Below are 24,825 nucleotides of genomic sequence, written 5' to 3'. Positions count from 1 at the left end.
CGCAGAGCCACTCGAACGGCCTAGCCGCAGCTCCGGCGGGTGCGCTGCCGAGCGACCGCCGTTTCTACTCCGCTCGCGGCAGAGTCACCGTGACGATCAGACCTCCGCCGTCCCGAGGCTCGGCTTGGACGTCGCCGCCGTGCGCGCGGGAGACGGCGCGGACGATCGACAGGCCCAGACCCGCGCCTGATGTGCCGTGAGACCTTCCGGACGGCCGTTCGCCGCCGAGGCGGCGGAAGGGCTCGAACAGGGTCGGGATCTCGTGCCGGGGAACGATCGGGCCGGTGTTGCTCACCTGGAGCCGGGTTGATCCGTCCGCTGCGGTGCCGGTGGTGACGCGGACCCAGCCGCGGTGCCGGATGTTGTACCGGATGCCGTTCTCGACGAGGTTCTGGACGAGTCGCTCCAGCAGGACCGGATTCCCGATCGCGGGTGCCTCCTCGACCGCGCACGTGACTTCGACGTCACCTGCGGGAGTCTGCTCCACGACGTGCTCGGCGATGTCCGCGAGGTCCACGAAGGAGCCCTGCCCCGGCTCGCCCTCCGATCTGGCGAGCACCAGCAGGCCGTCGATGAGCCGCTCGTGGCGGGAGTTGACCTCGAGGAGCGTCTCCCCGAGGCGGCGCATCTCAGGCGTCGTATCAGTGCGTTGAAGAGCGAGTTCGATCAGCGCCTGGTTGAGGCCGAGCGGAGTACGCAGTTCGTGCGAGGCGTTGCCGATGAACCGCCGCTGGCTGTCGAAGGACTGGTCGAGGCGGGACAGCATGAGATCGAAGGTGTCGGCGAGTTCCTTGACCTCGTCGGCCGGGCCGTTCAGGGCGATGCGTTCGTGCAGTCCGCGGTCGGCGGCGGGAGCGCCCGCGATCCGGCCGGCCGTGGCGGTGATCCGGTGGAGGGGACGCAGCATGCGTCCGGCCGTGAGCCAGGCCAGGCCGGTGGCGGCGACGGCGACCGCGCCCAGGGCGAGCCCGCCTTGGACGAGCAGCTGATCGAGCACCGCGTCCTTCGACAGGAACGATCCCGCCTGGCGGCCCAGTGAGGGATCCGGCCGAGGCACCGGATCCTGAACGGCGATGGTGACGTCTGCCTTGAGCACCGGGTTCGACGGCAGTTGCCGATCGAACAAGACATAGGTGATCGCTAGGAGAAGCACGCAGGCGAGCACCGCGAGCGCGCCCTGGACGAGAGCCAGTAGGGCCCGGATGGACAGCTTCGAGACTCTTCCCGGATTCGCGAGCCTGTGTCCTGAGGATCGCGCCGACGACGTAAGGCTCATGCGATGCGGTACCCGACGCCCGCGTCCGTCAGCAGGACCGGCGGCTCGCCGAGTTTGCGGCGCAGCTTGAGGATCGTCATTCGGACGGTGTGGGTGAAGGGATCCATGTTCTCGTCCCACGCCTTCTCCAGCAGCGTCTCCGCGGACACCGGCGCTCCCTCGGCGCGAAGGAGTTCGGTCAGGACGGCGAACTCCTTGCGGGACAACGGCACGTACCGGCCGTCGCGGTAGACCTCGCGGCGGTGCGGATCCAGGCGTATCCCGGCACGGGTCAGGATCGGCGGCACAGCAGGCCGCGACCGCCTTCCCAGCGCCACCACCCGCGCACCCAGTTCGCGCAGCGCGAAGGGCTTGGCCAGGTAGTCGTCCGCACCGAGCATCAGCCCGGCGACACGGTCGTCGATGTCCGCGGCGGCGGTGAGCATCAGGATGCGCGCGCCGGACGCGGCGGCCACCAACGTCCGGCACACCTCGTCGCCGTGCACGACCGGCAGGTCTCGGTCCAGGACCACGACGTCGTACTCGTTGACCGCGGCCCGTTCCAGCGCGCTGCCGCCGTCGTACGCCACATCGACCGCGTGCGCCGCTTCCCGCAGCCACTCGGCCACGGAATCCGCGAACAAGGGCTCGTCCTCCACCACCAGGATGCGCATTCGGTCATGGTCCCAGAGGCCTTGTCACCACCGCGTCATCGTCCTTGGAGACGGCCCGGTGACAGCCCGGCGGATCGAATGGCCTCTGCCGCAGCGGCGCTGCGAATCAGTACCCGAATTCCTGCCTTTCAACGGAGAAGACCATGCGAATCAGCACGTTTCTCATCCCGGTCGCCTTAGCGGCCGCGATGACCGCAGGCTGCTCGGCATCCGCCAAACCGGCCGTGGCCACAGCGAACGCCGCCCCGGCCAAAGCAGCGGCCACCACGGCTGGCAGCACGGCAGGCAGCACGGCGGCCTTCGGGAAATGCATGCGCGCGAACGGCGTCGACATGCCGGATCCGAAGGACTCCCAGACCCTCATCGCGCAGGGAAGCGGCGTGAACCCCGACTCACCGGTGTTCAAGAAGGCGATGACGGCCTGCACACAGTACCTCCCCAACGGAGGCCAGCCGCCGGCGCAGGACCCGGCGGTCACCGCGCAGATGCTGAAGTTCGCGAAGTGCATGCGAGACCACGGGGTCGCCATGCCGGACCCCTCCGCGAACGGCTCTTCGATGATCCAGCAGGGCTCCGGCATCGACCCGACCGACCCGAAGTTCAAGGCCGCGCAAACCGCCTGCCAGTCCCTGCTGCCCAACGGCATGGTGCAGGGCGGCCAGGTGCATGCGGGCCAGGGCGCGGGCAACCCGTGAGCGCCGACGTCGAGCACGAGCGTGCCGTGACTGAGGTGCCAGAGTGGACCGGCGCGATGGCCAAGACCGAGCAGACTTGGCCGGGGCGGATGCGCCGACGCCGGTACATCAAAGCACTGATGGGCGCCGGAGCGGTAACCGTGGCGGCGGCGGGCGGCGTGGCCGCGACGGGCGTCGGCGGCAGCAGCGGGTCGTCCGGGGCTGCGTCCCACAACGGTCTGCCTCCCGCGACGACGCAGGTGAGGCGCGAGACGCTGACGCAGACCGAGAGCGTGTCCGGAACTCTGGGATACGGGGCGTCAACCACACTCAGCGCTTCGGGAAACGCGGCGGGTGGCATCGTCACCTGGCTTCCGGCGGCGGGCGACACGATCACTGAGGGCAAGCCCGTCTACCGCGTGAACGACAAGCCGGTGACGCTGCTCTACGGCGTGTTGCCGATCTTCCGACCCCTGACCGTCGGCACAACCGGCGCCGACGTGAAGGAGTTCGAGACTGATCTCGCAGCGCTCGGATACACCGGCTTCACCCCCGGCACGTCGTACACGGCCGACACCGCCGCAGCGGTCAAGAAGTGGCAGGCCGCAGTCGGACTCGACCAGACCGGCAACGTCGATCCCGCGCAGGCCGCGGTGACCTCAGGCCCTATCCGGATCGCGGCGTTGCATACCAGTCTCGGGTCGGCAGCAGGTGGGCAGGTGCTCGATGACACCGGTACCACCAAGCTCGTCACCGTCGCACTCGCCGTCGCCAAAGAAGGGCTTGTCAAGGCAGGCGACAAGGTCACGGTGACGCTGCCAGACGGTTCGACGACGGCTGGGACGGTCACCGGCGTGGGCAAGGTCGCGACCGTGCCCTCAACCGGCGGAAGCGGGGGCGGAGGCGTTTCCGGCGCTGGCGGTGGCGGTGGTAGCAGCGGCAGCGGATCCGGCGGATCCGGCTCGGCGACGATCGAGGTCTCGGTCACGCTGACCGACCAGAACGCCGGCGCATCGCTGGACGAGGCGCCGGTCGACGTCGACATCCAGTCCGGGCGGGCGGCCGACGTCCTCGTCGTGCCGGTCTCGGCGCTCGTCGCCCTGGCCGAGGGCGGATACGGCGTCCAGGTCGTCGAGGGGACGACCACGAAGTACGTCGCCGTGAAGACCGGGATGTTCGCCGGCGGTGACGTCGAGATCTCCGGGGACGGAATCAGCGAGGGGACCATCGTGGGGGTGCCCGATGAGTAGCGCACCGACCGCGCTCGGGCGTCGCGAAGCAGGCGGCTCCGATCACGTCGTGATCGCCCTCGACGACGTCACCAAGTCCTATCCGGGCGGAGTCAGCGCTCTGCGAGGAGTGTCGCTTGTGGTGCGGCGCGGCGAGTTCGTCGGAGTCGTCGGGCCTTCCGGATCCGGCAAGTCGACGCTGCTGCACATCCTCGGCACCCTCGACCGTCCGTCGTCCGGGACGGTGCGCGTGGACGGCTGGGACATCGCCGACCTGTCGGACCGTGAGCTGTCGGCGCTGCGCGGCGCGACGATCGGTTTCGTCTTCCAGCAGTTCCACCTCACATCCGGCCTGTCGGCTGTCGAAGCGGTCGCGGACGGCCTGCTCTACGCGGGCGTCCGCCCTGCCGAACGTCGGCAGCGGGCCTCGGCCGCGCTGCACCGCGTCGGCATGGCCCACCGGCTCGACCACCGGCCGCACGAACTTTCCGGCGGCGAGCGCCAGCGGGTGGCGATCGCGCGGGCGGTCGTCGGCGACCCGGCGGTGCTGCTGGCCGACGAGCCGACCGGCAACCTCGATTCGGCGTCCGGCCACGCCGTCATGGCCTTGCTCCGCAGTCTCAACGCGGCCGGCACGACGATCGTGCTCATCACCCACGATCGAGACATCGCCGCCGGTTTGCCGCGGCGCGTGGAGATTCGGGATGGCGAGGTCGTGGCTGATTCGGCCGCCGCCTGCGCCGCTGCCTTCGCTTCCGCCTCGGCCTCCCCCTCCGCGTCCCAGCCGACATCCCCTTCAGCCCCTTCATCCCTTTCAGCCCCTTCAGCTGAGGTGGCGTCGTGAAGCGCGGCGAAGCACCTGGCGAGTCCGCGGCCACGGCCGACCGCAAGCGCCCGAAGCCGTCCCGACTCGGGGTCGGCGACATCGCGCGGGTCGGCGCCGGCGGTCTGCGCACGCGGCCGGTCCGAGCCTTCCTGTCGGCCCTCGGCATCGGAATCGGGATATCGGCGATGATCGCCGTCGTCGGGATCTCTACGTCCGGCCAGGCAGACCTCAACCGGCGACTGGCAGCGATCGGCACCAACCTGCTGCGGGTGGCACCAGGCCAGACGCTGTTCGGCGGGACGACCCACCTGCCGACCGAGTCCATCGGAATGATCGCCCGGATCGGCCCGGTCACCTCGGTCTCGGCGATCGGCACCGTCACCGCGAACGTCTATCGAAGCAGCCTGATCCCGTCTGGACAGACCGGCGCTATCACCGTCGAGGCCGCACGCACCGACCTGCTTCCGACCGTGGGCGCCACGGTCGCGTCCGGAACCTGGCTCAGCGCGGCGACCTCGAAGTACCCGGCGGTCGTCCTGGGCGCTGCGGCGGCGCGACTGCTCGGCGTCGGCGCCGCCTCCCCCGGCACTCAAGTCTGGCTCGGCGGCTCCTCCTACACCGTCGTCGGCATCCTGAACCCGGTTCCCCTGGCGCCGGAGCTGGACACCGCCGCCATGGTCGGCTGGCCGCAGGCCGCATCAGCCCTCGGGTTCGACGGCCACCCGACCACCGTCTACACCCGCACCCGCGACGATTCCGTGGCGAGCGTCCAGGCGATACTCGGCGCGACCGCCAACCCGGAGCACCCGGACGAGGTGAAGGTCTCCCGGCCGTCCGACGCTCTGGCGGCGAAGCAGGCGGCGAACAGCGCCGTCAGCGGGCTGCTGCTCGGCCTCGGCGCGGTCGCGCTGCTCGTCGGCGGGATCGGCGTCGCCAACACCATGGTCATCTCAGTGCTCGAACGACGCGCCGAGATCGGACTCCGGCGGTCGCTGGGTGCCACGCGCGGCCAGATCCGGTCGCAGTTCCTCGCCGAATCGCTCCTGCTGTCGGCTCTAGGCGGGGTCGGCGGCGTCGCGGTCGGCATCGCGGTCACCGCCGGCTACGCGTCGTTCAAAGGCTGGCCCTCGGTCGTCCCGGCCTGGGTGAGCACCGGAGGCGTCGCCGCGACCGTCGTCATCGGCGGCTTCGCGGGGCTGTATCCGGCCTGGCGGGCGGCGCGCATGTCGCCGACCGAGGCCCTGTCAGTCCCCTGATCCGCACTTCCCTCTTCGGCGCAGGCCCGTCTGGAAAAGGGCCATGCGCTCTCCCCCTGGTTCACGGATCGCCGTGAACCGTCACCGAAAGGAACCGCTGTGGTGAACACCGCAGAACCGCTCGCCCCGACCAGTTACCGTCCACACCGCGGCAAGCTCGCCGCCGGAGCCCTCCGACGGCGACGGGTCACCACGTGGGGCGTGGCCGCGACCGTCTCGTGCCTGCTCGCCGCATCCGGGGTCGCGGCCTACGCCGGCGACGCGCACAGCACGAGCAGCATCACGGCCGCCGCCAAGGCCGGCGCGTGCATCGAGCAGCCAGAGGACGTCCAGCCGGGAGGGCTGCCGCCGGCGACGCCGGCCACGCTCGCAACGCTGCACCAGGCGTACAACTGCATCCTCGACAACGCCTACGCCGGCTCGGAGACGGACACCCGGGTGATGCTCCGAGACGCCTTCCAGTCGATCACCCAGGAACTGATGCGCCGCGACCTCGACCAGCCGACGGCGAGCATCGCGAACCTGACCGGCCACCGCGACCAGGACTGGGCGTCCTTCGCCAAGGCCTACCAGCAAGTGATCGCCGGGTTGCCGGGCAACACCGCGGCGCAGCAAGCCGTGGCGTCCGCCGCGGTGGCCGGGATGCTCTCAGCCCTGGGCGACGACCACGCCCACTGGGACGACGGGTCGATCCCGGACCCGGGCGCCACCACCGTCTACACCTACGGTTTCGTGCCGGTCCCGTCGGGCCGGATGACCGCGAGTATCACCGACGCAGCGCCGCCGCTGTACATCTTGAAGGTGCGGCCAGGAGAGCCCGCCGACAAGGCCGGCCTGAAGCCGGGCGACATCATCATCGGCGTCAACGACCTGCCAACCGTCAGCAACGGCCTGATCAACGGCGGCGTCCTCACACCGCTGACCGCAGGAAGCGCCACGGACACGGTGCGCCTGACCGTCCAGCGCCCAGCCACCGGCAAGACCTCGACGGTCGAGCTCCACGCCGTCGGCGTCACCACCCCGCTGATCCCGACCGTCAGCGTCACACTGCTGCCAGGCGGCATCGCAGAGGTCACAATCCCCGCATTCACACCCACCGCAGGCGACGAAGCCCTAGCCGGAATCGCCAACCTGCGCCAAACCACCCAGCTCCACGGAGTCATCTTCAACGTACGCGGCAACGGCGGCGGCCGCGACGAGCCAGTCACCCAACTAATCAGCTCCCTCGTCCACAACAAGCTACTGAGCAAGAACTGCGACATCCACAACAACTGCACGGACAACCACACCGACGACGCCATCCCACTCCTGAACCTGCCAATAACCCTCATCACCGACGCCACCTGCGCCTCAGCATGCGAAGACTTCACCGCCGACATAAAGTTCCTCAACCTAGGCAAAGTAATCGGCCAACGCACCGCAGGCGTAGTATCCGGCACCCAGCGAGGCTTCGCCCTCACCAACAACACCATCCTGGTAATGCCCACCCAGCACCGCATCTGGGCAAACGGAGAACTCGTCGACACCATCGGCGTCCCCGTCGACTACCAGATCCCCTACACCGCCCAGGACATCTCCAAGGCCATCGACCCCGGCCTCGACAAGGCCCGCACGCTCCTAGGGTCGTAGCCCCTTCCAGGGCCGTAGCCCGAAGCCCGTAATCCCCACTACTCCCGGCCGGCACCGCCAGACGCCTGGGGGCGGAACTCGACGCTCACGTCCAGCCCGCCCCCAGGTCGAAGCAGAACCCGCCGGTCCGGGCTATCCAGCAGTGCCGAAGCCACGACCGTCCGGTCGTCTCTGCCCACGACGCAGGTCCTCATCACGCCATGCGGCGGCCACCAGACGGCCCGTCCACCACGCCGCCGAAGGATCATCGCAGTACCCTTTTTCTCCACCTGGGCCTTAGGCAGAGAACAGCGTGGAACGTAAGAACCCTGATGATCCGAAGCCCAGATAACCCAGCCCACCCTGGCGGCGCTGGGAGCCCTGTCGGAAAACCCGGCGCAGGAAATATACGGACTGCAGATCGGCGCGGAGACCGGGCTGCCGTCCGGCACCATCCACCCGATCCTGGCCCGAATGCAGGGCGTCGGCTGGCTGAAGTCCTCCTGAGAGCCATGCTGAAGGAACACATCCGCGAACTCACGGGAAAGAACAGCGGCGGTCGCGTCTTCGGCGCCCGGATCGCTGCGTCAACGTACTCGCGTGTGTAGCGAGACACTCGACCATTCGCGAGGACACCCGATCCTGTCGACTCCCTCATCGCCGCAGACCCCTACCACCTCCGACACGCCGACACCTCGCCCAGTCCGCTAAGCACACGCGATCCAACGCCGATCTCGAAGCGGCCAGGCACAGCGAAGGGATCTTGATCCCCACCTACAGCCGGGCACAGCGTCGAAATCATGATGTCCACATACTCGTGGGTCCTCGACGATCAGGACAAAGCCGCGAACAAGGCGATCGAAACCGCGCTTGGCAACAATCCGAGCGTATGAAGCTCTTCTGAAATATCTTGGCGCATAGCCCCCGACTTCGGTTGGGGGCTTTTGCACTCACGCCATACAGGGCGCGACCAAGCCGCTAGGTCTTATCCCAGCAGGCGTGCCTTCTGCTGGCTGAACTCCTCCGGGCTCAGGACGCCCTGGTCAAGTAAGCCCTGAAGTTTCGCCAGCTCATCGGCAACCATCCCCGCAGACGTCGGCGCCGCGACTTGGCCCCTAGCTGCGATCGCGCTCTCGACAGCGTCACGAAGCTCTGCGAACGCAGGCTGCTGCTTCTGAGTGAAGATCACCGAGTTCTCGTCCTTCGCCGCGGAAGTAGTCCGCGAGCCGAATCGCGCACGGGTTTCGATTCCACCTGGCACAGTGAAACGAATGAACCCGTTCACCGCGAATCCGGCGGGCTTCCACTGAACCGCAGCGATCTGCGATAGGTGGATTCGCTTGACACCCTTGCCTACGCTACTGCGCGCGAGAAAGCCCTTTCGGGCGATTGTGACGAACTCGCCGTCGAACTGTACCTGCCCGTTATGCCCCTTTGTCTCGATCATGATTCCATCGTGCGCCCCTTCCTAGTCCGCCGCACCTGAACCCTGATCGGCACTGTTCCCCCCACCCGCAGCCGGCGGATCAGCCACGGGGCGAGCGACCCAAACGGTTCGGAGTCACCGATCCGGCCTGGGCAGAGAGCCCGATTTCCAGGCCACAGATAGGCCACGAACACCGACACAGGGCCGCTCTCTGCGACACACGCTCGCACACGCGCTCGATAGCGGAAAACAGAAAGCCGCAGCTCATAGCGGCTGCGGCCTGGTCAGACAGGGTGCCCCCGGTAGGATTCGAACCTACGCACCCGCCTCCGGAGGGCGGTGCTCTATCCCCTGAGCTACGGGGGCTCGGGACGTAGAAACGATATCAGGTCCTCGGTGGGGGGTGCGCCACTGTTTTGGTGGGGTGGCGGGGGTGGGGTCAGGTTAGGAGGGCGTAGATGGTTGTTGCTTGGGCTGCTGGTGGGGGTGGTGGGGTTTGGGGGTGGGTTGGGTCGGGGGCTGGGGTCATGGTGATGTCGGTGAAGGCTAGGGTGCGGCCTAGTTTGGTGATGTGGGCTGTGATGAGGACGTCCGATTGGTGGATTGGGCGTTGGAATGTGGTGTTTTGCTGGACGGTGGTCATGGGGCAGTAGGTGCCTCGGGCTGCGCTGATGGCGATGACTGTTGCTGTGTCTGCTGCTGCCATGAGGGCTTGGCCGCAGAGGGTGCCGCCTTGGCGGGCGAGGGTTGGGTGCCAGGGGAGGCGGAGGGTTGTGGTGGTGGGGGTTGTTTCCTCGACGGTGAGGTTGAGGGATTGGATCCAGGGGGCGAAGTTTTGGGCGAGGATTTCGGTGGCTTGGGCCTGGGTTAGGGGTGCTGGGGGTTGGGGGGTGGTCACGTTCACACGATAGGGGAGTGGTGGGGGCTTGGGTGGGGTTTGTGGTGGGGGTGCTCTACTGGGCGTTTGGGTGGGGGCGGGGAGTTGGGGGTGTTCTCAGTTGTCTGAGGGCGGGGTGGTGGAAGGCGTCTTGGGGGCCGGTCGGGTTACGGTAACCTAAGCGCTCACTACTCGGCCGTACGTCGGGCCCCGGGCCGTGCGTCCGGTCCGTTGCGGTCGTCCCTCTACCGCGTTCGAGGACATACACAATGGGACAGACTCTGCAGGAGAGCCTCCTCAATCCGACCAACCGCCCGCAGGTCGTGAAGGACTGCGCGCAGCTCGTGGATGAGCAGGTCAAGGACTCGGGGCTGATGGTGAAGGGCGCCTACAAGGTCGTCACCGCGTTCAAGTCGGACATCATCCCGGATGCCGTGGACACGCTGGTCGACGACTTCGTCGTGCGGCTGGAGCCGTTCCACGAGGACTTCGTGGCTGCCGGCGGCGGTTCGTTCGGCGACTATCTGGCCGGGAGGGGGCCGGAGGTGTCGAACGCGCTGCTGGGGGTGACGGACGACCGGGCGGCTCAGTCCGACCGCGCCACGCTGCGCAAGGCCTACGAGCAGGTGCGCCCGAAGGGTGTCGACAACATCGAGAAGGCGCTGCCGAAACTGGGCAAGATCGTGGAGAAGTACACCGTCTGATTCGCCTCGGCGGTGCCGCGGCGGCTGTCCCGGGCGTCCCCGGGGCAGCCGCCGCTTTTCCCTGGTGGCCGGCCCGCTGTCCCCTGCGGTTGGACCACTGGCACCGGCGAGGTGTCCCACATCGCCGGCACCGATCGGGCGCATGAGCGTGGGGCGCCGACCGGGCTCTGCGATCCGCACCGGTGATTCGAGCGGTTCAACGAGCCGGGGACCCGGCGGTTACGGGCCAGGGTCTTGTTCACCGTCCGGCACTCGGCCCGCGCTTCGCGGCCCTCTCTACACGCGGCCTCGGCACAGCTCCAGGACGGCCATCGCGACGGTCACGCCGGGGCGGCCCAGCGCACCGCGGTAGCGGGCGATGATCTCGGTCTCGCGCTTGAGGTCCAGGCGGCGGCCGCCGTCGGCGATGCGGGCGGTCTGGATGTCGGCGGCGGTGCTGATGCGCTCGGTGATCAGGGCCAGGATGCGGGCGTCCAGGTCGTCGATCTGGGAGCGGCCGCTATGTACGCCGGCGGGGGTGGGCTGGCCGGTTTCCGGGGACGAGGCAGCTGGCATGGTCGGGGCATCTGAGCTGGTCGGCGCGGGGGCGGCGGGGGCAGCGGGGGATGCCGGCTCCGGCGCGACGGGGTGCGAGGAATCGGCGGACGTCGGGTCGGCGGTGGCGCTGGCGGTCATGGCGGGGCTCCTCGGGCTGGGCCCGGGCTCCGAGCGGTCCGACCGCACTCGCCACAAAAGGCGAGCGCCCCGAACCGGAAGGGGTCCGAGGCGCTCGTTGGCTTGGTGTGCTCAGCAGCCGACGATGGCTAGGGACCCTGGTCCGTAGCCATAGAAAAATCGGCGGTTCGCGAGCATGCCGTCATCGTGCCATGGCGTCCGCGGCGTGGTCCAGTCGGTCTCGTGATCCGGACCTGTAGCCGCGCTCAGCCCCACACGTCGATGTTCGCCCGCTCGGCGTCGCCGTACTGCTGCTGGGCGACCTCGAGCACCTTCCCGATCTGCTGCAGCACCTCGTTCAGGTCGGCCTGCGCCTGGTCCCACTGCCGCTGCCGGGCCTGGTAGTCCGCGGCCGCCTGGCCGCTCCAGGTCTGCGTCAGCGGCTGGAGCAGGGTGCGCAGGTCGTGCAGCTTGCTGTTCAGCTCGTTGTGGGCCGCCGCCACGTTCTGCGACGCCGAGGACAGCGTCTCGGCGTGGACGAGGAGTTCGCCTCCGTAGCTCATCGCTCTCCCCTCCCTCAGCCGATCAGGCCGGCGACGCGGTTGACGGCGGTGGTGTTCGACTCCTCGGCCGCCGTGTAGCGGCGGTGGGTGCCGGACAGGGACTCGGCGATGCCGCCGAGCGCGCCGTTGAGCTTGCGGGCGTCGGCGTTCCAGCGCTGGTGCAGATTCTGGAACGCGCCGGAGGCGGCGCCCTTCCAGGTCGAGGCGATCGGCTCCAGCTGGGCCAGCAGCGTGGCCAGCAGGGTGGCGATCTCCTCGTTGACCGTGCCGACGTGCGCGGCGGCCTGCGCCATGACGTCCAAGGTGGCGCCGAACTGCGCCGGCCCGGTGGACGCCGCGCCGCCGGGCGCGGGGACGAAGGCGGACGAGGCGGGTTCCGTCATGCGGATCACCATCCCCTCTGGTGCGATGCGGAGACGCCACAGAGGAAGCGGTCGGTGACCTTGAGTGACGTCGGACCACCACCGTAGCGTCCGGCACCGACAATCGGAACCGATCGGTCGCGGCGTCACCCGTTTTGCGGAACGCGGGAGCGTGCGCACGCTCCTACTTCATCCGCAGGACCTTGAGAAGCTTCAGCGAGCGCAGCATCAGGTCGCCCCACTTCTGATCCGACATCCCGAACCAGGGAGCGATCGGCAGCAGGCGCTGGCGGGCCGCGGTCTGGGCCTCGGTGAAGCGCAGGATGCCCTCCGCGCCGTGGCGGCGCCCGAGCCCGGACTGGCCCATGCCGCCCATCGGCGAGGCGACCGAGCCCCAGGCCGCGCCATAGGCCTCGTTGACGTTCACCGTGCCGGCGTGCAGCTGGCGGGCGATCTCGCGAGCGCGCTTGTGGTCGCGGGTCCACATGGAGGCGTTCAGGCCATACGGCGTGTTGTTCGCGTCCGCTATGGCTTCGCCCTCGTTCTTGAAGGAGTACACGGACACGACCGGCCCGAACGTCTCCTCGCCGTAGACACGCATGGTGTTCTTGACGTCTCCGAGCACTGTCGGCTCATAGAACAGCGGACCGATCTCCGCACGGCGCCGCCCGCCGGAGAGCACCTTCGCGCCCTTCGCCTTGGCGTCTTCCACATGCAGCGTCACGTTCTCGAGCTGCTTGGTGTTCGTCAGCGAACCCATGTCCGCGGAGTAGTCGAGCCCGGATCCCAGGCGCATAGCGCGCACCTCGGTAAGGAACCGCGACAGGAACTCGTCGTACTTGGTGTAGTGCACGTATATGCGCTCTATAGATATGCACAGCTGTCCCGCGGAGGAGAAACAGCCACGCACCGCACCGGACACCGACTTCTCTATGTCCGCGTCGTCGAGCACGAGCATGGCGTTCTTGCCGCCGAGTTCCAGCGAGCAGCCGATCAGTCGGGAGGCAGCGGCCTGCGCGACAGTGCGACCCGTAGCAGTGGAACCGGTGAAGGCGACGTAGTCGGCGTCTGCGACGACTGCGGGACCGACGACCGGTCCGTCACCGACCACCACTTGCCACAGGTCCTCCGGCAGCCCGGCCTGAACAGCCAGTTCGCGCAGCCGCAGACCTGTGAGCGCGGTCTGGGTGTCCGGCTTGTGCACTACCGCGTTGCCCGCGATGAGCGCCGGTATGACGTCGGAGACGGCGAGCGCCAGCGGATAGTTCCACGGCGTGATGATGCCGACGACGCCCTTGGGGATGCGGTTCTCGGTGACCTTCGTCAGGACCGGAAGGACGCCGCGACGGCGCTTGCTGCGGATGTAGCCGCGCGAGGCGTACGCGTAGTGCCGAGTAGCTGCGGCGGCAGAGAGGATCTCGTCCAGTGCGTGCTTGCGAGCCTTGCCGGTCTCGATCTGCACCAGGTCGAGCAGCTGGTCGGAGCGCTCCAGCAGCAGGTCGTGCATGCGGCGGGCGAAGCCGGTCCGGTGCGCCAGGCTCGTGGCGCCCCACTCCAGCTGCGCGGCGCGGGCCTTGGCGTAGGCGGCGCGGACGTCCTGGGGAGCGCTGGCGGGGAAGTCGGCGATGAGCTCGCCGGTGAGCGGACTGTAGGACTGCGTCCGACCGCCCACCGCGCCGTGGATGGCCACTTTCCCGATGAGCCGCTCGACCAGGTCGGCCGACAGTCGGGTGTGGATGCTGTCGAGGCGGGTCGCATCCTGGGGACCGGCGCCGGCCGGAACGTCCTGGGCGTCCTCGGATATGCCGTTGCCCGGATCGATGGTGTCGGCGGTCATGGCGATGAGCCTCCCAGAAAAACCCGCCGGTGTCAGCCGTCGATGGCAACGTGTGGAGATCCACATGACCGGGGTCTCATGCGCCGGGACGCACGTCGGGCCCCTTCCGTGTCCCAGGCACTGCGGAAGGGGCCCGACGCTCGGGGGCGTGACCTCAGCTGACGCTGATGGCCACGTTCTTGACGCCGTCGACCACCTGGCGGGAGCCCAGCGGGGCGTCCAGCTTCACGGTGGCCTCGCCGTTGCGGGAGAAGTCGGGGCACATGACGCCGACGCGGGCGTGCGAGACGGTCTTCAGCTCGACCACGACCTTGCTCGCGTCCTGGCTCTTCACCACGAGCTGCGGCTGGTCGTTGCACCCGCCCCAGTTCACCTCGGTGGCCAGGGTGATGCCGTCCTTCTCCAGGGACAGGCCCTGCAGCGCGACGTACTTCACGGTGCCGGGCTCGGAGGGGTTCGACGGGCTGGACGAGCCGGTCTGGCCGCTGCTCGACGGCGGCGTGCTCGGGCTCGAGGAGGAGGACGAGGACGGGGACGACGCGGACGACGACGAGCTGGTGCTGCCGCCGCCGGCACCCGGCGCGCTGGAGCTCTCAGAACTGCGGGAGGCACACCCGGCCAGCGCCGCAAGCACGACGGCGGTGGTCGCCACGGACTTCACCAGGGGCTTCATTTCGCTCCATCTCCTAGCCGACACTGTCTGGGTCACTGGCATTTGGACGCAGCGACTCCCGCGCCGGTTCCCCGCTTTTTCACGGATCTTCGCGGACGTTCGGCGACGCAGCTAGAGACTCCCTAGCGGGAACGCATAGCCGAACGCTTAGCGGGACAGCTCCTCGTACCCCACTCCGGTGGCGGCGACGGACTGATCCCACAAGATGGCGGCCACGGTCTCGTCCTGCGCGATCGCACTCATGACGGCCCGCGTAGGTGCGCCACGCATCTCCCCGGGTCCGCGCGGACCGATGTACTCGCCGCCGAAGAGGTCTACATGAGTAGCCGCGTATAAGGAGGGCCACGCACCTGTGGCCGCACTCTGACCGGTAGCCCAAGTAACCATGTGGGACAGTCCGGACACGACACGGTTGCGCCGGCTGAAGGAGGTCTTGGCGAACAGCCCGGTAGCCGTATAGCCGGGGTGCGCGGCGATGCTCGCAAGGGGGAACCGCGCCTGCTTCGCTTTGCGGTCCAACTCCTTGGCGAAGAGCAGGTTGGCGAGCTTGGAGCGGCCATAAGCGGAGACCCGGTGCCGGTGCCACTCGGCTTCGGTATAGGACTCCTTGGAGTTCGCCGTCGCCGGTTCGAAGTCCCAGAACGGCCGGGCGCGGCGGTGCGTGAGGCTGGAAATCGTGACGACCCGCGCGGACTCCGCGGCCAGCAGCAGCGGGAGCACCCGGCCGGTGAGGGCGAAGTGCCCCAGGTGGTTGGTCCCGAACTGGAGCTCGAAGCCGTCGGAGGTGGTGTGGCCGTCGGGCACCATCACCCCTGCGTTGTTCACCAGGATGTCCACCGCCGCCGTGCGGTCGGCCAGGTCGGCGGCGGCGTCCTCGATCGATTCCAGGCTGGCCAGGTCGACCGCGACGATCTCGACGAGGCCGCGCGCGGAGGGGACCACCGCGGTGATCCGCTCGCGCGCGTACTCTCCCCTGCTCGGATCACGGACGGCGAGCAGGGTCCGGGCTCCGTGACGCGCGAGTTCCAACGCTGTGTGGAACCCGATTCCGCTGCTGGCCCCCGTGACCATGGCGACTCGCCCCGTCAGATCCGGCATTTCCTCCGGACTCCACTGCGGCATAGCGCCATCCTGGCGTGATCAGCGGCGCGTGTCACTACCCGTGACTAAGCCGGGAGCGCCGCCTCGATGGCCTCGACCACTTCGGCGGCCTCGGGCTCGGTGCGCGGACGGAAGCGCTTGAGCACCGTTCCGTCGGAGCCGATCAAGAACTTTTCAAAGTTCCACTGGATGTCGCCGTTGCCGCCCTCGGCGTCGGTCGCCTTGGTGAGCTCGGTGTAAAGGGCGTGGCGCTCGTCGCCGTTGACGTCGATCTTCTCGGTGAGCGGGAAGGTCACGCCGTAGGTCGCCGAGCAGAACTCCTGGATCTCCTCGGAGGTACCCGGCTCCTGGCCGCCGAACTGGTTGCACGGAACGCCGACGACGGTGAAGCCGCGGTCCGCGAACCGCTCGTGCAGCCGCTCCAGACCTTCGTACTGCGGCGTGAGGCCGCAGCGCGAGGCGACGTTGACGAGCAGGACGGTCTTGCCCTCGTAGTCCTTCAGCGAGGCCGGCTTGCCGTCGAGGGTGTTGATCGGGATGTCGTAAAGGCTCATGTCGGTATCAAAGCACGCGCGCTTGAACGGATTCCCGCGCGGCCGCCCGGATCTGCCGCGGGTCTGCGCGAGCGGCCGCGTGAGGCGGCTACTTCACCGGCACGATGTCCGGCGCGCCGAGCCGCGCGGCGTCCGCGGTGGCGTCGTCGGGCTGCTCCTGGGACTCCCGCTCCGCGGCGACCCGCGCCACGTAGTGCTCCACCTCGCGCGCGATCTGCTCCTCGGTCCAGCCCAGGACCGGGGCGATGAGGCGCGCGGTGGGCTCGGCGGCGCCGACGCCGCGGTCGAAGGTCTCGATGGAGACCCGCAGGCGGCGCGCCAGGACGTCGTCCAGGTGCAGCGCGCCCTCGGCCGCTGCCGCGTAGACGACCTCCGCCTTCAGATAGTCCTCGGCGCCGGGCAGCGGCTCGGCCAGTTCCGGCTGCTCGGTCATCAGGTCCAGGACCTCGTCGATCAGCGAGCCGTAGCGGTGCAGCAGGTGCTCCACGCGCGCGACGTGCAGTCCGCTGCGCGCGGCGATGCGTCCGCGGTTGTTCCACACCGCCTGGAAACCGTCCGCGCCGAGCAGCGGCACGTTCTCGGTGATCGAGGCGGGCACTCCGCCTCCCAGACCGTGGACGGCCGCGTCCACGGCGTCCTGCGCCATCACGCGGTAGGTCGTGTACTTGCCGCCGGCGACGACGACCAGGCCGGGGACGACGTGCGCGACGATGTGCTCCCGCGACAGCTGCGAGGTCTCGTCCGACTCGCCGGCCAGCAGCGGACGGAGTCCGGCGTATACGCCCTCGACGTCCGCGCGCGACAGCGGCACGTTCAGCACCGCGTTCACGTGGTCCAGCAGGTACTGGATGTCGGTCTGCGACGCCGCCGGGTGCGCCTTGTCGAGCGTCCAGTCGGTGTCGGTGGTCCCGATGATCCAGTGCCGGTCCCACGGGATGACGAACAGCACGGACTTCTCCGTGCGCAGGATGATTCCGCTCGAGGAGTGAATACGGTCCTTGGGAACCACCAAGTGGATTCCCTTAGAGGAGCGCACATGGAAGCGTCCGCGCTCCCCCACCAACGCCTGCGTCTCGTCGGTCCACACGCCAGTCGCGTTCACGACCTGCTTGGCGCGGATCTCGATCGACTTACCGGTCTCCAAGTCCTTGGCGATAACGCCGGTGACGCGCTCCCCCTCGCGCAGGAAGCCGGTGACGCGGGCCCGAGACGCCACATGCGCGCCGTAGCTCGCCGCGGTGCGCGCCAGGAAGGTGACGTACCGCGCGTCGTCCACCTGCGCGTCGTAGTACTGGATCGCCCCCACAAGCGAGGAACGCTTAAGCGCGGGCGCGATACGCAACGCAGCGCGGCGCGTCAGCTGCCGGTGCAGAGGCAGACCTCTGCCGTGGCTCGACGACGTGGCCATGCCGTCGTACAGCGCCACACCGGAACCCGCGTAGAGGCGTTCCCAGCCACGACCTGTCAGGGGATAGAGGAACGGCACCGGACGCACCAGGTGCGGAGCCAGCCGCTCCAACAGCAGCCCGCGCTCCTTCAACGCCTCGCGGACCAAACCGAAGTCGAGCATCTCCAGATAGCGGAGACCGCCGTGGATGAGTTTGGAGGAGCGGGAGGACGTCCCCGACGCCCAGTCCCGCGCCTCCAGCAGACCCACGCTCAAACCCCGGGTCGCGGCGTCCAACGCCGTCCCGGTTCCCACGACCCCGCCGCCCACGACCACGACGTCGAGCTCGCGCTCAGCCATGGCGGACAGCGCCGCCTCACGCTCTACCGGACCCAACCGCAAACTACGCACGGTACAAGCCTGCCCTAATGAGGGACGCCGCACGCGATCACATGCGGTACGTCACCCGTGAAGCCGATCACAGGGTTCGCCGACGGATCAGGTCGCGATGGTGACCTCGACCCGCTGGAACCCCTTGAGCTCGGTGTAGCCGCAGGTGCCCATCGCGCGGCGCAGCGCACCGGCGAGGTTCATGGTGCCGTCCGGAGAGGAGGACGGACCGACCAGGATCTCCTCCAGCGTCCCCACAGTGCCGACCGCGGTGCGGTGCCCGCGCGGAACGGACGCGTGGTACGCCTCGGCGCCCCAGTGGAAGCCGCGCCCCGGCGCCTCGGCGGCCCGGGCCAGCGGCGAGCCGATCATCACCGCGTCCGCGCCGCAGGCGATCGCCTTGGTGATGTCGCCGGAGATGCCCATGGCGCCGTCGGCGACGACGTGCACATAGCGGCCGCCGGACTCGTCCAGGTAGTCGCGGCGCGCGGCGGCGACGTCGGAGACCGCGGAGGCCATCGGCACCTCGATGCCCAGGACGTCGCGGGTGGTCTGGGTCGAGCCGCCGCCGAAGCCCACGAGGATGCCCGCAGCGCCGGCGCGCATCAGGTGCAGCGCCGCCTGGTAGGTCGCGCAGCCGCCGACCACGACGGGAATGTCGAGCTCGTAGATGAACTGCTTGAGATTCAGCGGCTCGGCGTTGGCCGACACGTGCTCGGCGGACACTGTGGTCCCGCGGATAACCAACATGTCCAGACCCGCGGAGACCGCGACGGAGTGGAACTCCGCAGTGAGTTGCGGCGACAGCGCGCCGGCCACAGTGACCCCGGCGGCGCGGATCTCCTTGATTCGCGCGAAGATCAGCTCCGGCTGCACCGGTGCGCTGTAGATCTCCTGCAGACGCTTGGTGGAGGCGCCGGCCGGCAGGTCCGCGATCTCCTGCAGCAGCGGCTCAGGGTTCTCGTAGCGGGTCCACAGACCCTCGAGGTTCAGGACGCCCACACCGCCGAGCTTGCCGATCTGGATCGCGGTCGCCGGGGACACCACGCTGTCCATCGGGGCGGCCATGAACGGCGTGTCGAACCGGTAGGCGTCGATCTGCCAGGCGATGGAGACCTCTTCGGGGTCCCGGGTGCGGCGCGACGGCACGACCGCCACATCGTCGAACCCGTAGGCGCGGCGGCCACGCTTGGCCCGGCCGATCTCGACCTCGGTCACCTGGAATACCTCGACTTCTTTTCTCTGAGCGTGCTTACGGCCCGACGCTATCGCGTCGGGCCGTCGGGTGCTTTATCTGGTCAGCGCTTGGAGTAGTTCGGCGCCTCGACCGTCATCTGGATGTCGTGCGGGTGGCTCTCGCGCAGGCCCGCGGCGGTGATCCGGACCAGCTGCGCGTCCTGCAGCTGCGGGATGGCGTGCGCGCCGCAGTAGAGCATGGACTGGCGCAGGCCGCCGATCAGCTGCAGCACCACGGCGGCCAGCGGGCCGCGGTAGGGGACCTGACCCTCGATGCCCTCGGCGATCAGCTTCTCGTCGGACTCCACGTCGCCCTGGAAGTAGCGGTCCTTGGAGTAGGACTTGTTCTCGCCGCGGGACTGCATCGCGGCGAGCGAGCCCATGCCGCGGTAGGACTTGAACTGCTTGCCGTTGATGAACAGCAGCTCGCCGGGGGACTCCTCGCAGCCGGCCAGCAGCGAGCCGAGCATCACCGAGTCGGCGCCGGCGGCGATCGCCTTGCCGATGTCGCCGGAGTACTGCAGGCCGCCGTCGGCGATCACCGGGACGCCGTGCTCCCGGGCCGCCTCGGCGACCTCGTAGACGGCGGTCACCTGGGGCATGCCGACACCGGCCACCACGCGGGTGGTGCAGATGGAGCCCGGGCCCACGCCGACCTTGATCGCGTCCGCGCCGGCGTCGATCAGCGCGCGGCCGCCGGCGCCGGTGACCACGTTGCCGGCGATCACGTCGATGTGCGGTGCCTCGGCCTTGACCTTGGCGATCATGTCCAGCTCGACCTTGGAGTGGCCGTGCGCGCTGTCGATGACCAGGAAGTCGACGCCGGCGTGCATCAGGGCCTGGGCGCGCTCGAAGGAGTCGCCGAGGAAGCCGATCGCCGCGCCGACGCGCAGGCGGCCGTTCTCGTCCTTGGTGGCGAGCGGATACTTCTCGCTCTTGTCGAAGTCCTTGACGGTGATCAGACCGGACAGCTTGCCATCGCCGGTGACCAGCGGGAGCTTCTCGATCTTGTGCTGCGCCAGCAGCTTCATCGCGTCCTCGCCGCTTATCCCGGCGGGCCCGGTCACCAGCGGCATCGGCGTCATGACGTCGGCCACCCGGCGCGACTTGTCCACCTCGAAGCGCAGGTCGCGGTTGGTGATGATGCCCAGCAGGGTGCCGTCCGGAGCGATCACCGGCAGGCCGGAGATGCGGTACTTCGCACACAGTGCGTCCACCTGCGCCAGCGTGGCGTCCGGCGCGACGGTCACCGGCTGGGTGACCATGCCCGACTCCGAGCGCTTGACCAGGTCCACCTGCGCGGCCTGGGCCTCGATCGACAGGTTGCGGTGCAGGACGCCGACGCCGCCCTGGCGGGCCATGGCGATCGCCATGCGCGCCTCGGTGACGGTGTCCATGGCCGCGGAGATCAGCGGCACGTTCAAGGTGATGTTGCGCGACAGCCGGGTCCCGGTGCTCAGCTCGGTGGGCACCACTTCGGAGTAGGCCGGCACCAGCAGGACGTCATCGTAGGTCAGGCCGAGAGTCGCGAACTTGGCGGGCAGGCCGGCGTCAGACATGTCACCATCCGAATGTCAAGGGGGACCGATATGCAATCTTCCCCCAGGAATCCGGCCCGACCAAACCGATCAACGGATGATCACCGCCGGCGTGCTCGGAATCACACCGGCACAGCGCGCCGTACCCCCCGCCGGGGACGGCCGCGGCAGCGCCCGGCCCGCTCTCAGCGGACCAGGCCCCAGCGGAACCCGAGCGCGACGGCGTGCGCGCGGTCGGAGGCGCCGAGCTTCTTGAACAGCCTGCGCGCATGGGTCTTCACCGTGTCTTCCGAGAGGAACAGGTCCCGGCCGATCTCGGCGTTGGAGCGGCCGTGGCTCATGCCCTCCAGCACCTGGATCTCGCGGGCGGTCAGGGTCGGGACGGCGCCGATCTCCGCCGGGCGCAGCCGGCGCGGCGCCAGGCGCCAGGTCGGGTCGGCCAGGGCCTGGCTGACGGTGGCGCGCAGCTCGGCGCGTGAGGCGTCCTTGTGCAGGTAGCCGCGGGCGCCGGTGGCCACCGCGAGCGCCACGCCGTCCAGGTCCTCGGCCATGGTGAGCATGATCACCCGGGCGTTCGGGTCGTTGGACAGCAGGCGGCGGACGGTCTCCACGCCCCCCAGGCCGGGCATCCGCACGTCCATCAGGACCAGGTCGGAGCGGTCGGCGGTCCACCGGCGCAGCACTTCCTCGCCGCTGTTGGCGGTGGTGACCTTGTCGACGCCGGGCACGGTCGCCACGGCGCGTCGCAGCGTCTCCCGGGCCAGCGGGGAGTCGTCGCAGACTAGGATGGACGTCATCGGTCAAGCCTCCACATTCGTGAGGTTGTGACACCTATTGAGCTTATGGCGGACAGGTCCCCGTAGTCGATGGTTCGCGCCGCTTCGCCACCCACCCAAGTGCGGACCGCTGCGCGAAGCGCCTTTACCAAGGCGGCCGGGCGGCAGGCGGGGGCGCGGGCCATCGTCACTCCGAGATGGAAAACGAGCTTCACCCGAAAGCGTTACGCGCTCCGCGATGTTTTTTTCAGACGGCGCTGCGGCGGGATCAGACCCCGCTCGACCGACTTCGCCTGACGCGGGATCGGGGTCCAGGGCCGGTCCTCCGGGCTCCCGGCGGCCTGCTCGTCGGCCTCTTCACGACGCTCGCCGTCGCCCTTGCCGCCCCTGGCGCCGCGTCCCCGGCCGCCTCCGCCGCCGCTCTCGGGCGGCCGGCCGGCGTCCAAGGCCCGCACCCACCCGTCCCACCTGTCGTTCCCGTCCCCTTCTTCCACCCAGCCGTCACCCTCGGGGAGCCCGCTCACTTCGCCGCGCCTCTCGTTCCGGCGGGCGGTCCGACCGCCCGGCCGTTGCTCACAGTCCGTAGTCGATTGCGACAACTCAGTGACAATCGAGCACGGTTCGGGGCATGATCGGTATGACCGCTCGCCGGATCAGGTATTGGACAACTGACACCTGGTTCACCACGAGGTAGGGCCGCCGCCGCGGCGCCGATGCATGTCCCGGACTCACTCTCACCGGGATCATGCACCCGCCGCGGCTGCGGCCAACACGATGCAGCCGAAGACCACTCCATCCAGCGACTCGCCGTCGGTCGTCCGACAACAGGACGACTGACCTGCGGGTTCTTGGCTGGGGGCGGTCAGCGGAAGGAAGGGTTTGCCATGGCCGACGTGTCCCGTCTCCCGGGCCCGAACGCGGACTTCTGGGACTGGCAGTTGCGCGGCTCCTGCCGCGGCACCGACAGCGACCTGTTCTTCCACCCGGAAGGCGAACGGGGCCAGGCGCGGACCTCCCGAGAGGAGGCCGCCAAGGAGGTGTGTCTGCACTGCCCGGTATGCAAACCGTGCCGTGAGCACGCCCTGCGGGTCCACGAGCCCTACGGGGTGTGGGGCGGCATGACCGAGGAAGAACGCGACGAGTCCTACGCGCGGGAGAAGTCCGCGGCGCGCGCGGCCAAGCTGGCGGCGCTGGCGGCGGCGAAGAACACCAAGCCGGCGCGCAAGCCGTCGACGAAGGTGCCGGTGAAGCTGCAGGCGAAGCCCAACGGCGCGCCGGCGACGGCGCCCAGCAACGGGATGACCATGACGCGGCCGGCGAACGCGGTGTCGGCCGGGGTGCGGGCCAAGGCGAAGAGCAAGCCGTAGATCGAGCCGTAGATCAAGCCGCTGTCCAGGCCGCAGATCATGCGGCAGGCCAAGAGGCAGATCAGGCGGTTGAGCAAGCCGCGGCTTCTACATGGCGAGCGCGCGTACGGAGTTCATGCGGCGTACGCAAAAGGGCGGCTCTCTACGGAGTTCCGTAGAGAGCCGCCCTCAGCGCGCGCTATAGCGCGGGCGATCCTTAGGCGATCCCTTAGTGGGAGTGCCCGTGGCCACCGTGCGAGTGGCCCTCGTCTTCCTTCGGCGCCGGCTTCTCGACGACCAGGGTCTCGGTCGTGAGCAGCATCGAGGCGATGGAGGCGGCGTTGGCCAGCGCGGAGCGGGTGACCTTGACCGGGTCGATGACGCCGGCCGCGACCAGGTCGACGTACTCGCCGGTGGCCGCGTTCAGGCCGGAGCCCACGGGCAGGTTCGAGACCTTGTCGGTCACGACGTAGCCCTCCAGGCCCGCGTTCTCGGCGATCCAGCGCAGCGGCTCGACCGCGGCCTTGCGCACGACGCGCACGCCGGTGGCCTCGTCGCCCGTCAGGCCCAGGTCGCCGTCCAGCACGGAGACGGCGTGCACCAGCGCGGAGCCGCCGCCGGAGACGATGCCCTCCTCGACCGCGGCGCGGGTCGCGGAGATGGCGTCCTCCAGACGGTGCTTCTTCTCCTTGAGCTCGACCTCGGTGGCCGCGCCGACGCGGATGACGCAGACGCCGCCGGCCAGCTTGGCCAGGCGCTCCTGCAGCTTCTCGCGGTCCCAGTCCGAGTCGGTGGTGTCGATCGCGGCCTTGATCTGCTTCACGCGGTCGGCCACGGCCGCGGTGTCGCCGGCACCGTCGACGACGGTGGTGTCGTCCTTGGTGACGGTCACGCGGCGGGCGGTGCCCAGCACCTCGACGCCGACCTGGTCCAGCTTCAGGCCGACCTCGGGCGCCACGACCTGCGCGCCGGTGAGGATCGCCAGGTCCTCCAGGATCGCCTTGCGGCGGTCGCCGAAGGCCGGAGCCTTGACCGCGACGGAGGTGAAGGTGCCGCGGATCTTGTTCACGACCAGCGTGGACAGCGCCTCGCCGTCGACGTCCTCGGCGATGATCAGCAGCGGCTTGCGCGACTGCGCGACCTTCTCCAGCAGCGGCAGCAGCTCGTTCAGGGAGCTGATCTTGCCCTGGTTGATCAGGATGTAGGGGTCCTCCAGGACCGCCTCCATGCGCTCCTGGTCGGTCACCATGTAGGGCGACAGGTAACCCTTGTCGAACTGCATGCCCTCGGTGAACTCGAGCTCCAGGCCCATGGTGTTCGACTCTTCGACGGTGATGACACCGTCCTTGCCGACCTTGTCCATGGCCTCGGCGATCAGGTCGCCGATCGCCTTGTCCTGCGCGGAGATGGCGCCGACCTGGGCGATCGACTCCTTGCTCTCCACCTGCTTGGCGGTGGACAGCAGCTGGTCGGCCACGGCCTTGACCGCCGCGTCGATACCGCGCTTGAGCGCGATCGGCTGCGCGCCGGCCGCCACGTTGCGCAGACCCTCGCGGACCATGGCCTGGGCCAGCACGGTCGCGGTGGTGGTGCCGTCGCCGGCGATGTCGTTGGTCTTGGTGGCCACTTCCTTGGCCAGCTGCGCGCCGAGGTTCTCGTAGGGGTCCTCGAGCTCCACCTCGCGGGCGATGGTCACGCCGTCGTTGGTGATCGTCGGGGCGCCGAACTTCTTGTCGATGACGACGTTGCGGCCCTTGGGACCGATGGTCACCTTGACCGCGTCGGCCAGCGCGTTGACGCCGCGCTCGAGCTTGCGGCGCGCGTCCTCGTCGAATTCGAGCATCTTCGCCATGAGCGAGTACGTTCCTTGTCTTTAAGA

The 24,825-nt window shown here is 69.1% G+C and carries 24 protein-coding genes, 1 tRNA gene and 1 pseudogene; 7 read left to right on the top strand and 19 right to left on the bottom strand.

The window, feature by feature from the left end; genetic code table 11:
* Nucleotides 1–64 precede the first annotated feature (64 nt).
* From CACI_RS05120 to CACI_RS51020, 3 genes are all read right to left on the bottom strand, one after another.
* The gene (locus tag CACI_RS05120) at nt 65–1,126 is read right to left on the bottom strand and encodes a sensor histidine kinase (RefSeq protein WP_223297460.1); all 1,062 of its coding nucleotides are present in this window, start codon (nt 1,124–1,126) and stop codon (nt 65–67) included.
* 146 nt (nt 1,127–1,272) lie between these two features.
* Nucleotides 1,273–1,929 carry a response regulator transcription factor gene (locus CACI_RS05115; RefSeq protein ID WP_012785252.1) on the bottom strand — a complete coding sequence of 219 codons (657 nt, stop codon included), beginning with the start codon at nt 1,927–1,929 and terminating at the stop codon, nt 1,273–1,275.
* A 106-nt stretch (nt 1,930–2,035) separates the two neighbouring features.
* Nucleotides 2,036–2,263 (bottom strand): hypothetical protein, encoded by a 228-nt coding sequence (locus tag CACI_RS51020; protein WP_041540063.1) that lies wholly within the window; start codon nt 2,261–2,263, stop codon nt 2,036–2,038.
* Here CACI_RS51020 and CACI_RS51015 point away from each other — a divergent pair.
* From CACI_RS51015 to CACI_RS05085, 5 genes are all read left to right on the top strand, one after another.
* Nucleotides 2,262–2,624 carry a hypothetical protein gene (locus tag CACI_RS51015; RefSeq protein ID WP_190276728.1) on the top strand — a complete coding sequence of 121 codons (363 nt, stop codon included), beginning with the start codon at nt 2,262–2,264 and terminating at the stop codon, nt 2,622–2,624. The genes CACI_RS51020 and CACI_RS51015 overlap by 2 nt on opposite strands.
* Entirely contained in the window at nt 2,621–3,853 is a 1,233-nt protein-coding gene (locus CACI_RS51010) for a peptidoglycan-binding domain-containing protein (protein WP_012785250.1), read from the top strand. The genes CACI_RS51015 and CACI_RS51010 overlap by 4 nt, the downstream gene beginning before the upstream one ends.
* Nucleotides 3,846–4,676, top strand: a complete 831-nt coding sequence (locus CACI_RS05095) for an ABC transporter ATP-binding protein (RefSeq protein ID WP_012785249.1) — start codon at nt 3,846–3,848, stop codon at nt 4,674–4,676. The genes CACI_RS51010 and CACI_RS05095 overlap by 8 nt, the downstream gene beginning before the upstream one ends.
* Nucleotides 4,673–5,914: an ABC transporter permease gene (locus CACI_RS05090; protein WP_012785248.1), complete on the top strand. Its 1,242-nt coding sequence runs from the start codon at nt 4,673–4,675 to the stop codon at nt 5,912–5,914. The genes CACI_RS05095 and CACI_RS05090 overlap by 4 nt, the downstream gene beginning before the upstream one ends.
* Before the next feature lie 102 nt (nt 5,915–6,016).
* Nucleotides 6,017–7,543 (top strand): S41 family peptidase, encoded by a 1,527-nt coding sequence (locus tag CACI_RS05085; RefSeq protein ID WP_143765148.1) that lies wholly within the window; start codon nt 6,017–6,019, stop codon nt 7,541–7,543.
* Between the two features lie 964 nt (nt 7,544–8,507).
* Here CACI_RS05085 and CACI_RS05080 read toward each other — a convergent pair.
* From CACI_RS05080 to CACI_RS54075, 3 genes are all read right to left on the bottom strand, one after another.
* A complete protein-coding gene (locus CACI_RS05080) occupies nt 8,508–8,969 on the bottom strand; it encodes a DUF4429 domain-containing protein (protein WP_012785246.1) in 462 nt (153 codons plus the stop codon).
* 273 nt (nt 8,970–9,242) lie between these two features.
* A tRNA-Arg gene (locus CACI_RS05075) sits at nt 9,243–9,314 on the bottom strand.
* A gap of 73 nt (nt 9,315–9,387) precedes the next feature.
* Nucleotides 9,388–9,852 carry a PaaI family thioesterase gene (locus CACI_RS54075; RefSeq protein ID WP_012785245.1) on the bottom strand — a complete coding sequence of 155 codons (465 nt, stop codon included), beginning with the start codon at nt 9,850–9,852 and terminating at the stop codon, nt 9,388–9,390.
* Between the two features lie 242 nt (nt 9,853–10,094).
* Between CACI_RS54075 and CACI_RS05070 the strand changes: the two genes are divergently transcribed.
* A complete protein-coding gene (locus CACI_RS05070) occupies nt 10,095–10,529 on the top strand; it encodes a DUF6918 family protein (protein WP_012785244.1) in 435 nt (144 codons plus the stop codon).
* A gap of 276 nt (nt 10,530–10,805) precedes the next feature.
* Here the strand turns inward: CACI_RS05070 and CACI_RS05065 are convergent, their stop codons facing one another.
* From CACI_RS05065 to CACI_RS05005, 12 genes are all read right to left on the bottom strand, one after another.
* A complete protein-coding gene (locus tag CACI_RS05065; protein ID WP_012785243.1) occupies nt 10,806–11,204 on the bottom strand; it encodes a chorismate mutase in 399 nt (132 codons plus the stop codon).
* A gap of 245 nt (nt 11,205–11,449) precedes the next feature.
* The gene (locus CACI_RS05060; protein WP_012785242.1) at nt 11,450–11,746 is read right to left on the bottom strand and encodes a WXG100 family type VII secretion target; all 297 of its coding nucleotides are present in this window, start codon (nt 11,744–11,746) and stop codon (nt 11,450–11,452) included.
* A gap of 14 nt (nt 11,747–11,760) precedes the next feature.
* Nucleotides 11,761–12,129, bottom strand: coding sequence for a WXG100 family type VII secretion target (locus CACI_RS45100; protein WP_012785241.1), 369 nt, complete (start codon nt 12,127–12,129; stop codon nt 11,761–11,763).
* 163 nt (nt 12,130–12,292) lie between these two features.
* Complete coding sequence (locus tag CACI_RS05050) at nt 12,293–13,945, bottom strand: succinic semialdehyde dehydrogenase (RefSeq protein ID WP_012785240.1); 1,653 nt, start codon at nt 13,943–13,945, stop codon at nt 12,293–12,295.
* Between the two features lie 154 nt (nt 13,946–14,099).
* Nucleotides 14,100–14,618 (bottom strand): hypothetical protein, encoded by a 519-nt coding sequence (locus CACI_RS49590; RefSeq protein ID WP_012785239.1) that lies wholly within the window; start codon nt 14,616–14,618, stop codon nt 14,100–14,102.
* A 147-nt stretch (nt 14,619–14,765) separates the two neighbouring features.
* Nucleotides 14,766–15,740 (bottom strand): oxidoreductase, encoded by a 975-nt coding sequence (locus CACI_RS05035; protein ID WP_012785238.1) that lies wholly within the window; start codon nt 15,738–15,740, stop codon nt 14,766–14,768.
* A 44-nt stretch (nt 15,741–15,784) separates the two neighbouring features.
* On the bottom strand, nt 15,785–16,273 hold the full coding sequence (locus tag CACI_RS05030; RefSeq protein WP_012785237.1) for a glutathione peroxidase: 489 nt from the start codon (nt 16,271–16,273) through the stop codon (nt 15,785–15,787).
* 88 nt (nt 16,274–16,361) lie between these two features.
* Nucleotides 16,362–18,071, bottom strand: a complete 1,710-nt coding sequence (locus CACI_RS05025; protein ID WP_041540060.1) for a glycerol-3-phosphate dehydrogenase/oxidase — start codon at nt 18,069–18,071, stop codon at nt 16,362–16,364.
* A gap of 87 nt (nt 18,072–18,158) precedes the next feature.
* Nucleotides 18,159–19,268 (bottom strand): GuaB3 family IMP dehydrogenase-related protein, encoded by a 1,110-nt coding sequence (locus CACI_RS05020; RefSeq protein ID WP_012785235.1) that lies wholly within the window; start codon nt 19,266–19,268, stop codon nt 18,159–18,161.
* 80 nt (nt 19,269–19,348) lie between these two features.
* Complete coding sequence (gene guaB, locus CACI_RS05015) at nt 19,349–20,845, bottom strand: IMP dehydrogenase (protein ID WP_012785234.1); 1,497 nt, start codon at nt 20,843–20,845, stop codon at nt 19,349–19,351.
* Nucleotides 20,846–21,009: 164 nt separating this feature from the next.
* Nucleotides 21,010–21,621, bottom strand: coding sequence for a response regulator transcription factor (locus CACI_RS05010; RefSeq protein WP_012785233.1), 612 nt, complete (start codon nt 21,619–21,621; stop codon nt 21,010–21,012).
* Nucleotides 21,622–21,824: 203 nt separating this feature from the next.
* Nucleotides 21,825–22,124, bottom strand: coding sequence for a hypothetical protein (locus CACI_RS05005; protein ID WP_012785232.1), 300 nt, complete (start codon nt 22,122–22,124; stop codon nt 21,825–21,827).
* Between the two features lie 360 nt (nt 22,125–22,484).
* Here CACI_RS05005 and CACI_RS54070 point away from each other — a divergent pair.
* A pseudogene (locus CACI_RS54070) lies at nt 22,485–22,746 on the top strand (WhiB family transcriptional regulator); the annotation flags it as partial.
* 429 nt (nt 22,747–23,175) lie between these two features.
* On the opposite strand, the gene groL reads toward CACI_RS54070, so the two are convergent.
* On the bottom strand, nt 23,176–24,798 hold the full coding sequence (groL, locus tag CACI_RS04995) for a chaperonin GroEL (RefSeq protein WP_012785230.1): 1,623 nt from the start codon (nt 24,796–24,798) through the stop codon (nt 23,176–23,178).
* Nucleotides 24,799–24,825 lie beyond the last annotated feature (27 nt).

The sequence above is a fragment of the Catenulispora acidiphila DSM 44928 genome (genome assembly GCF_000024025.1).
In the GTDB taxonomy this organism is placed as follows: domain Bacteria; phylum Actinomycetota; class Actinomycetes; order Streptomycetales; family Catenulisporaceae; genus Catenulispora; species Catenulispora acidiphila.
The sequence above is the reverse complement of the archived record's forward strand: the minus strand, read 5'-3'. Positions and strand labels throughout refer to the sequence as shown.

Excerpts from the sequence above, each read along its gene's own strand:
- CACI_RS45100 (WP_012785241.1), bottom strand. The coding sequence starts at position 12,129 with ATGACGGAACCCGCCTCGTCCGCCTTCGTCCCCGCGCCCGGCGGCGCG.
- CACI_RS05065 (WP_012785243.1), bottom strand. The coding sequence starts at position 11,204 with ATGACCGCCAGCGCCACCGCCGACCCGACGTCCGCCGATTCCTCGCAC.
- CACI_RS51015 (WP_190276728.1), top strand. The coding sequence starts at position 2,262 with ATGCCGGATCCGAAGGACTCCCAGACCCTCATCGCGCAGGGAAGCGGC.
- CACI_RS05035 (WP_012785238.1), bottom strand. The coding sequence starts at position 15,740 with ATGCCGCAGTGGAGTCCGGAGGAAATGCCGGATCTGACGGGGCGAGTC.
- CACI_RS51020 (WP_041540063.1), bottom strand. The coding sequence starts at position 2,263 with ATGTCGACGCCGTTCGCGCGCATGCATTTCCCGAAGGCCGCCGTGCTG.
- CACI_RS05060 (WP_012785242.1), bottom strand. The coding sequence starts at position 11,746 with ATGAGCTACGGAGGCGAACTCCTCGTCCACGCCGAGACGCTGTCCTCG.
- CACI_RS05070 (WP_012785244.1), top strand. The coding sequence starts at position 10,095 with ATGGGACAGACTCTGCAGGAGAGCCTCCTCAATCCGACCAACCGCCCG.
- CACI_RS05010 (WP_012785233.1), bottom strand. The coding sequence starts at position 21,621 with ATGACGTCCATCCTAGTCTGCGACGACTCCCCGCTGGCCCGGGAGACG.
- CACI_RS05050 (WP_012785240.1), bottom strand. The coding sequence starts at position 13,945 with ATGACCGCCGACACCATCGATCCGGGCAACGGCATATCCGAGGACGCC.
- CACI_RS05030 (WP_012785237.1), bottom strand. The coding sequence starts at position 16,273 with ATGAGCCTTTACGACATCCCGATCAACACCCTCGACGGCAAGCCGGCC.
- CACI_RS05115 (WP_012785252.1), bottom strand. The coding sequence starts at position 1,929 with ATGCGCATCCTGGTGGTGGAGGACGAGCCCTTGTTCGCGGATTCCGTG.
- groL (WP_012785230.1), bottom strand. The coding sequence starts at position 24,798 with ATGGCGAAGATGCTCGAATTCGACGAGGACGCGCGCCGCAAGCTCGAG.
- CACI_RS05095 (WP_012785249.1), top strand. The coding sequence starts at position 3,846 with ATGAGTAGCGCACCGACCGCGCTCGGGCGTCGCGAAGCAGGCGGCTCC.
- CACI_RS49590 (WP_012785239.1), bottom strand. The coding sequence starts at position 14,618 with ATGAAGCCCCTGGTGAAGTCCGTGGCGACCACCGCCGTCGTGCTTGCG.
- guaB (WP_012785234.1), bottom strand. The coding sequence starts at position 20,845 with ATGTCTGACGCCGGCCTGCCCGCCAAGTTCGCGACTCTCGGCCTGACC.
- CACI_RS05080 (WP_012785246.1), bottom strand. The coding sequence starts at position 8,969 with ATGATCGAGACAAAGGGGCATAACGGGCAGGTACAGTTCGACGGCGAG.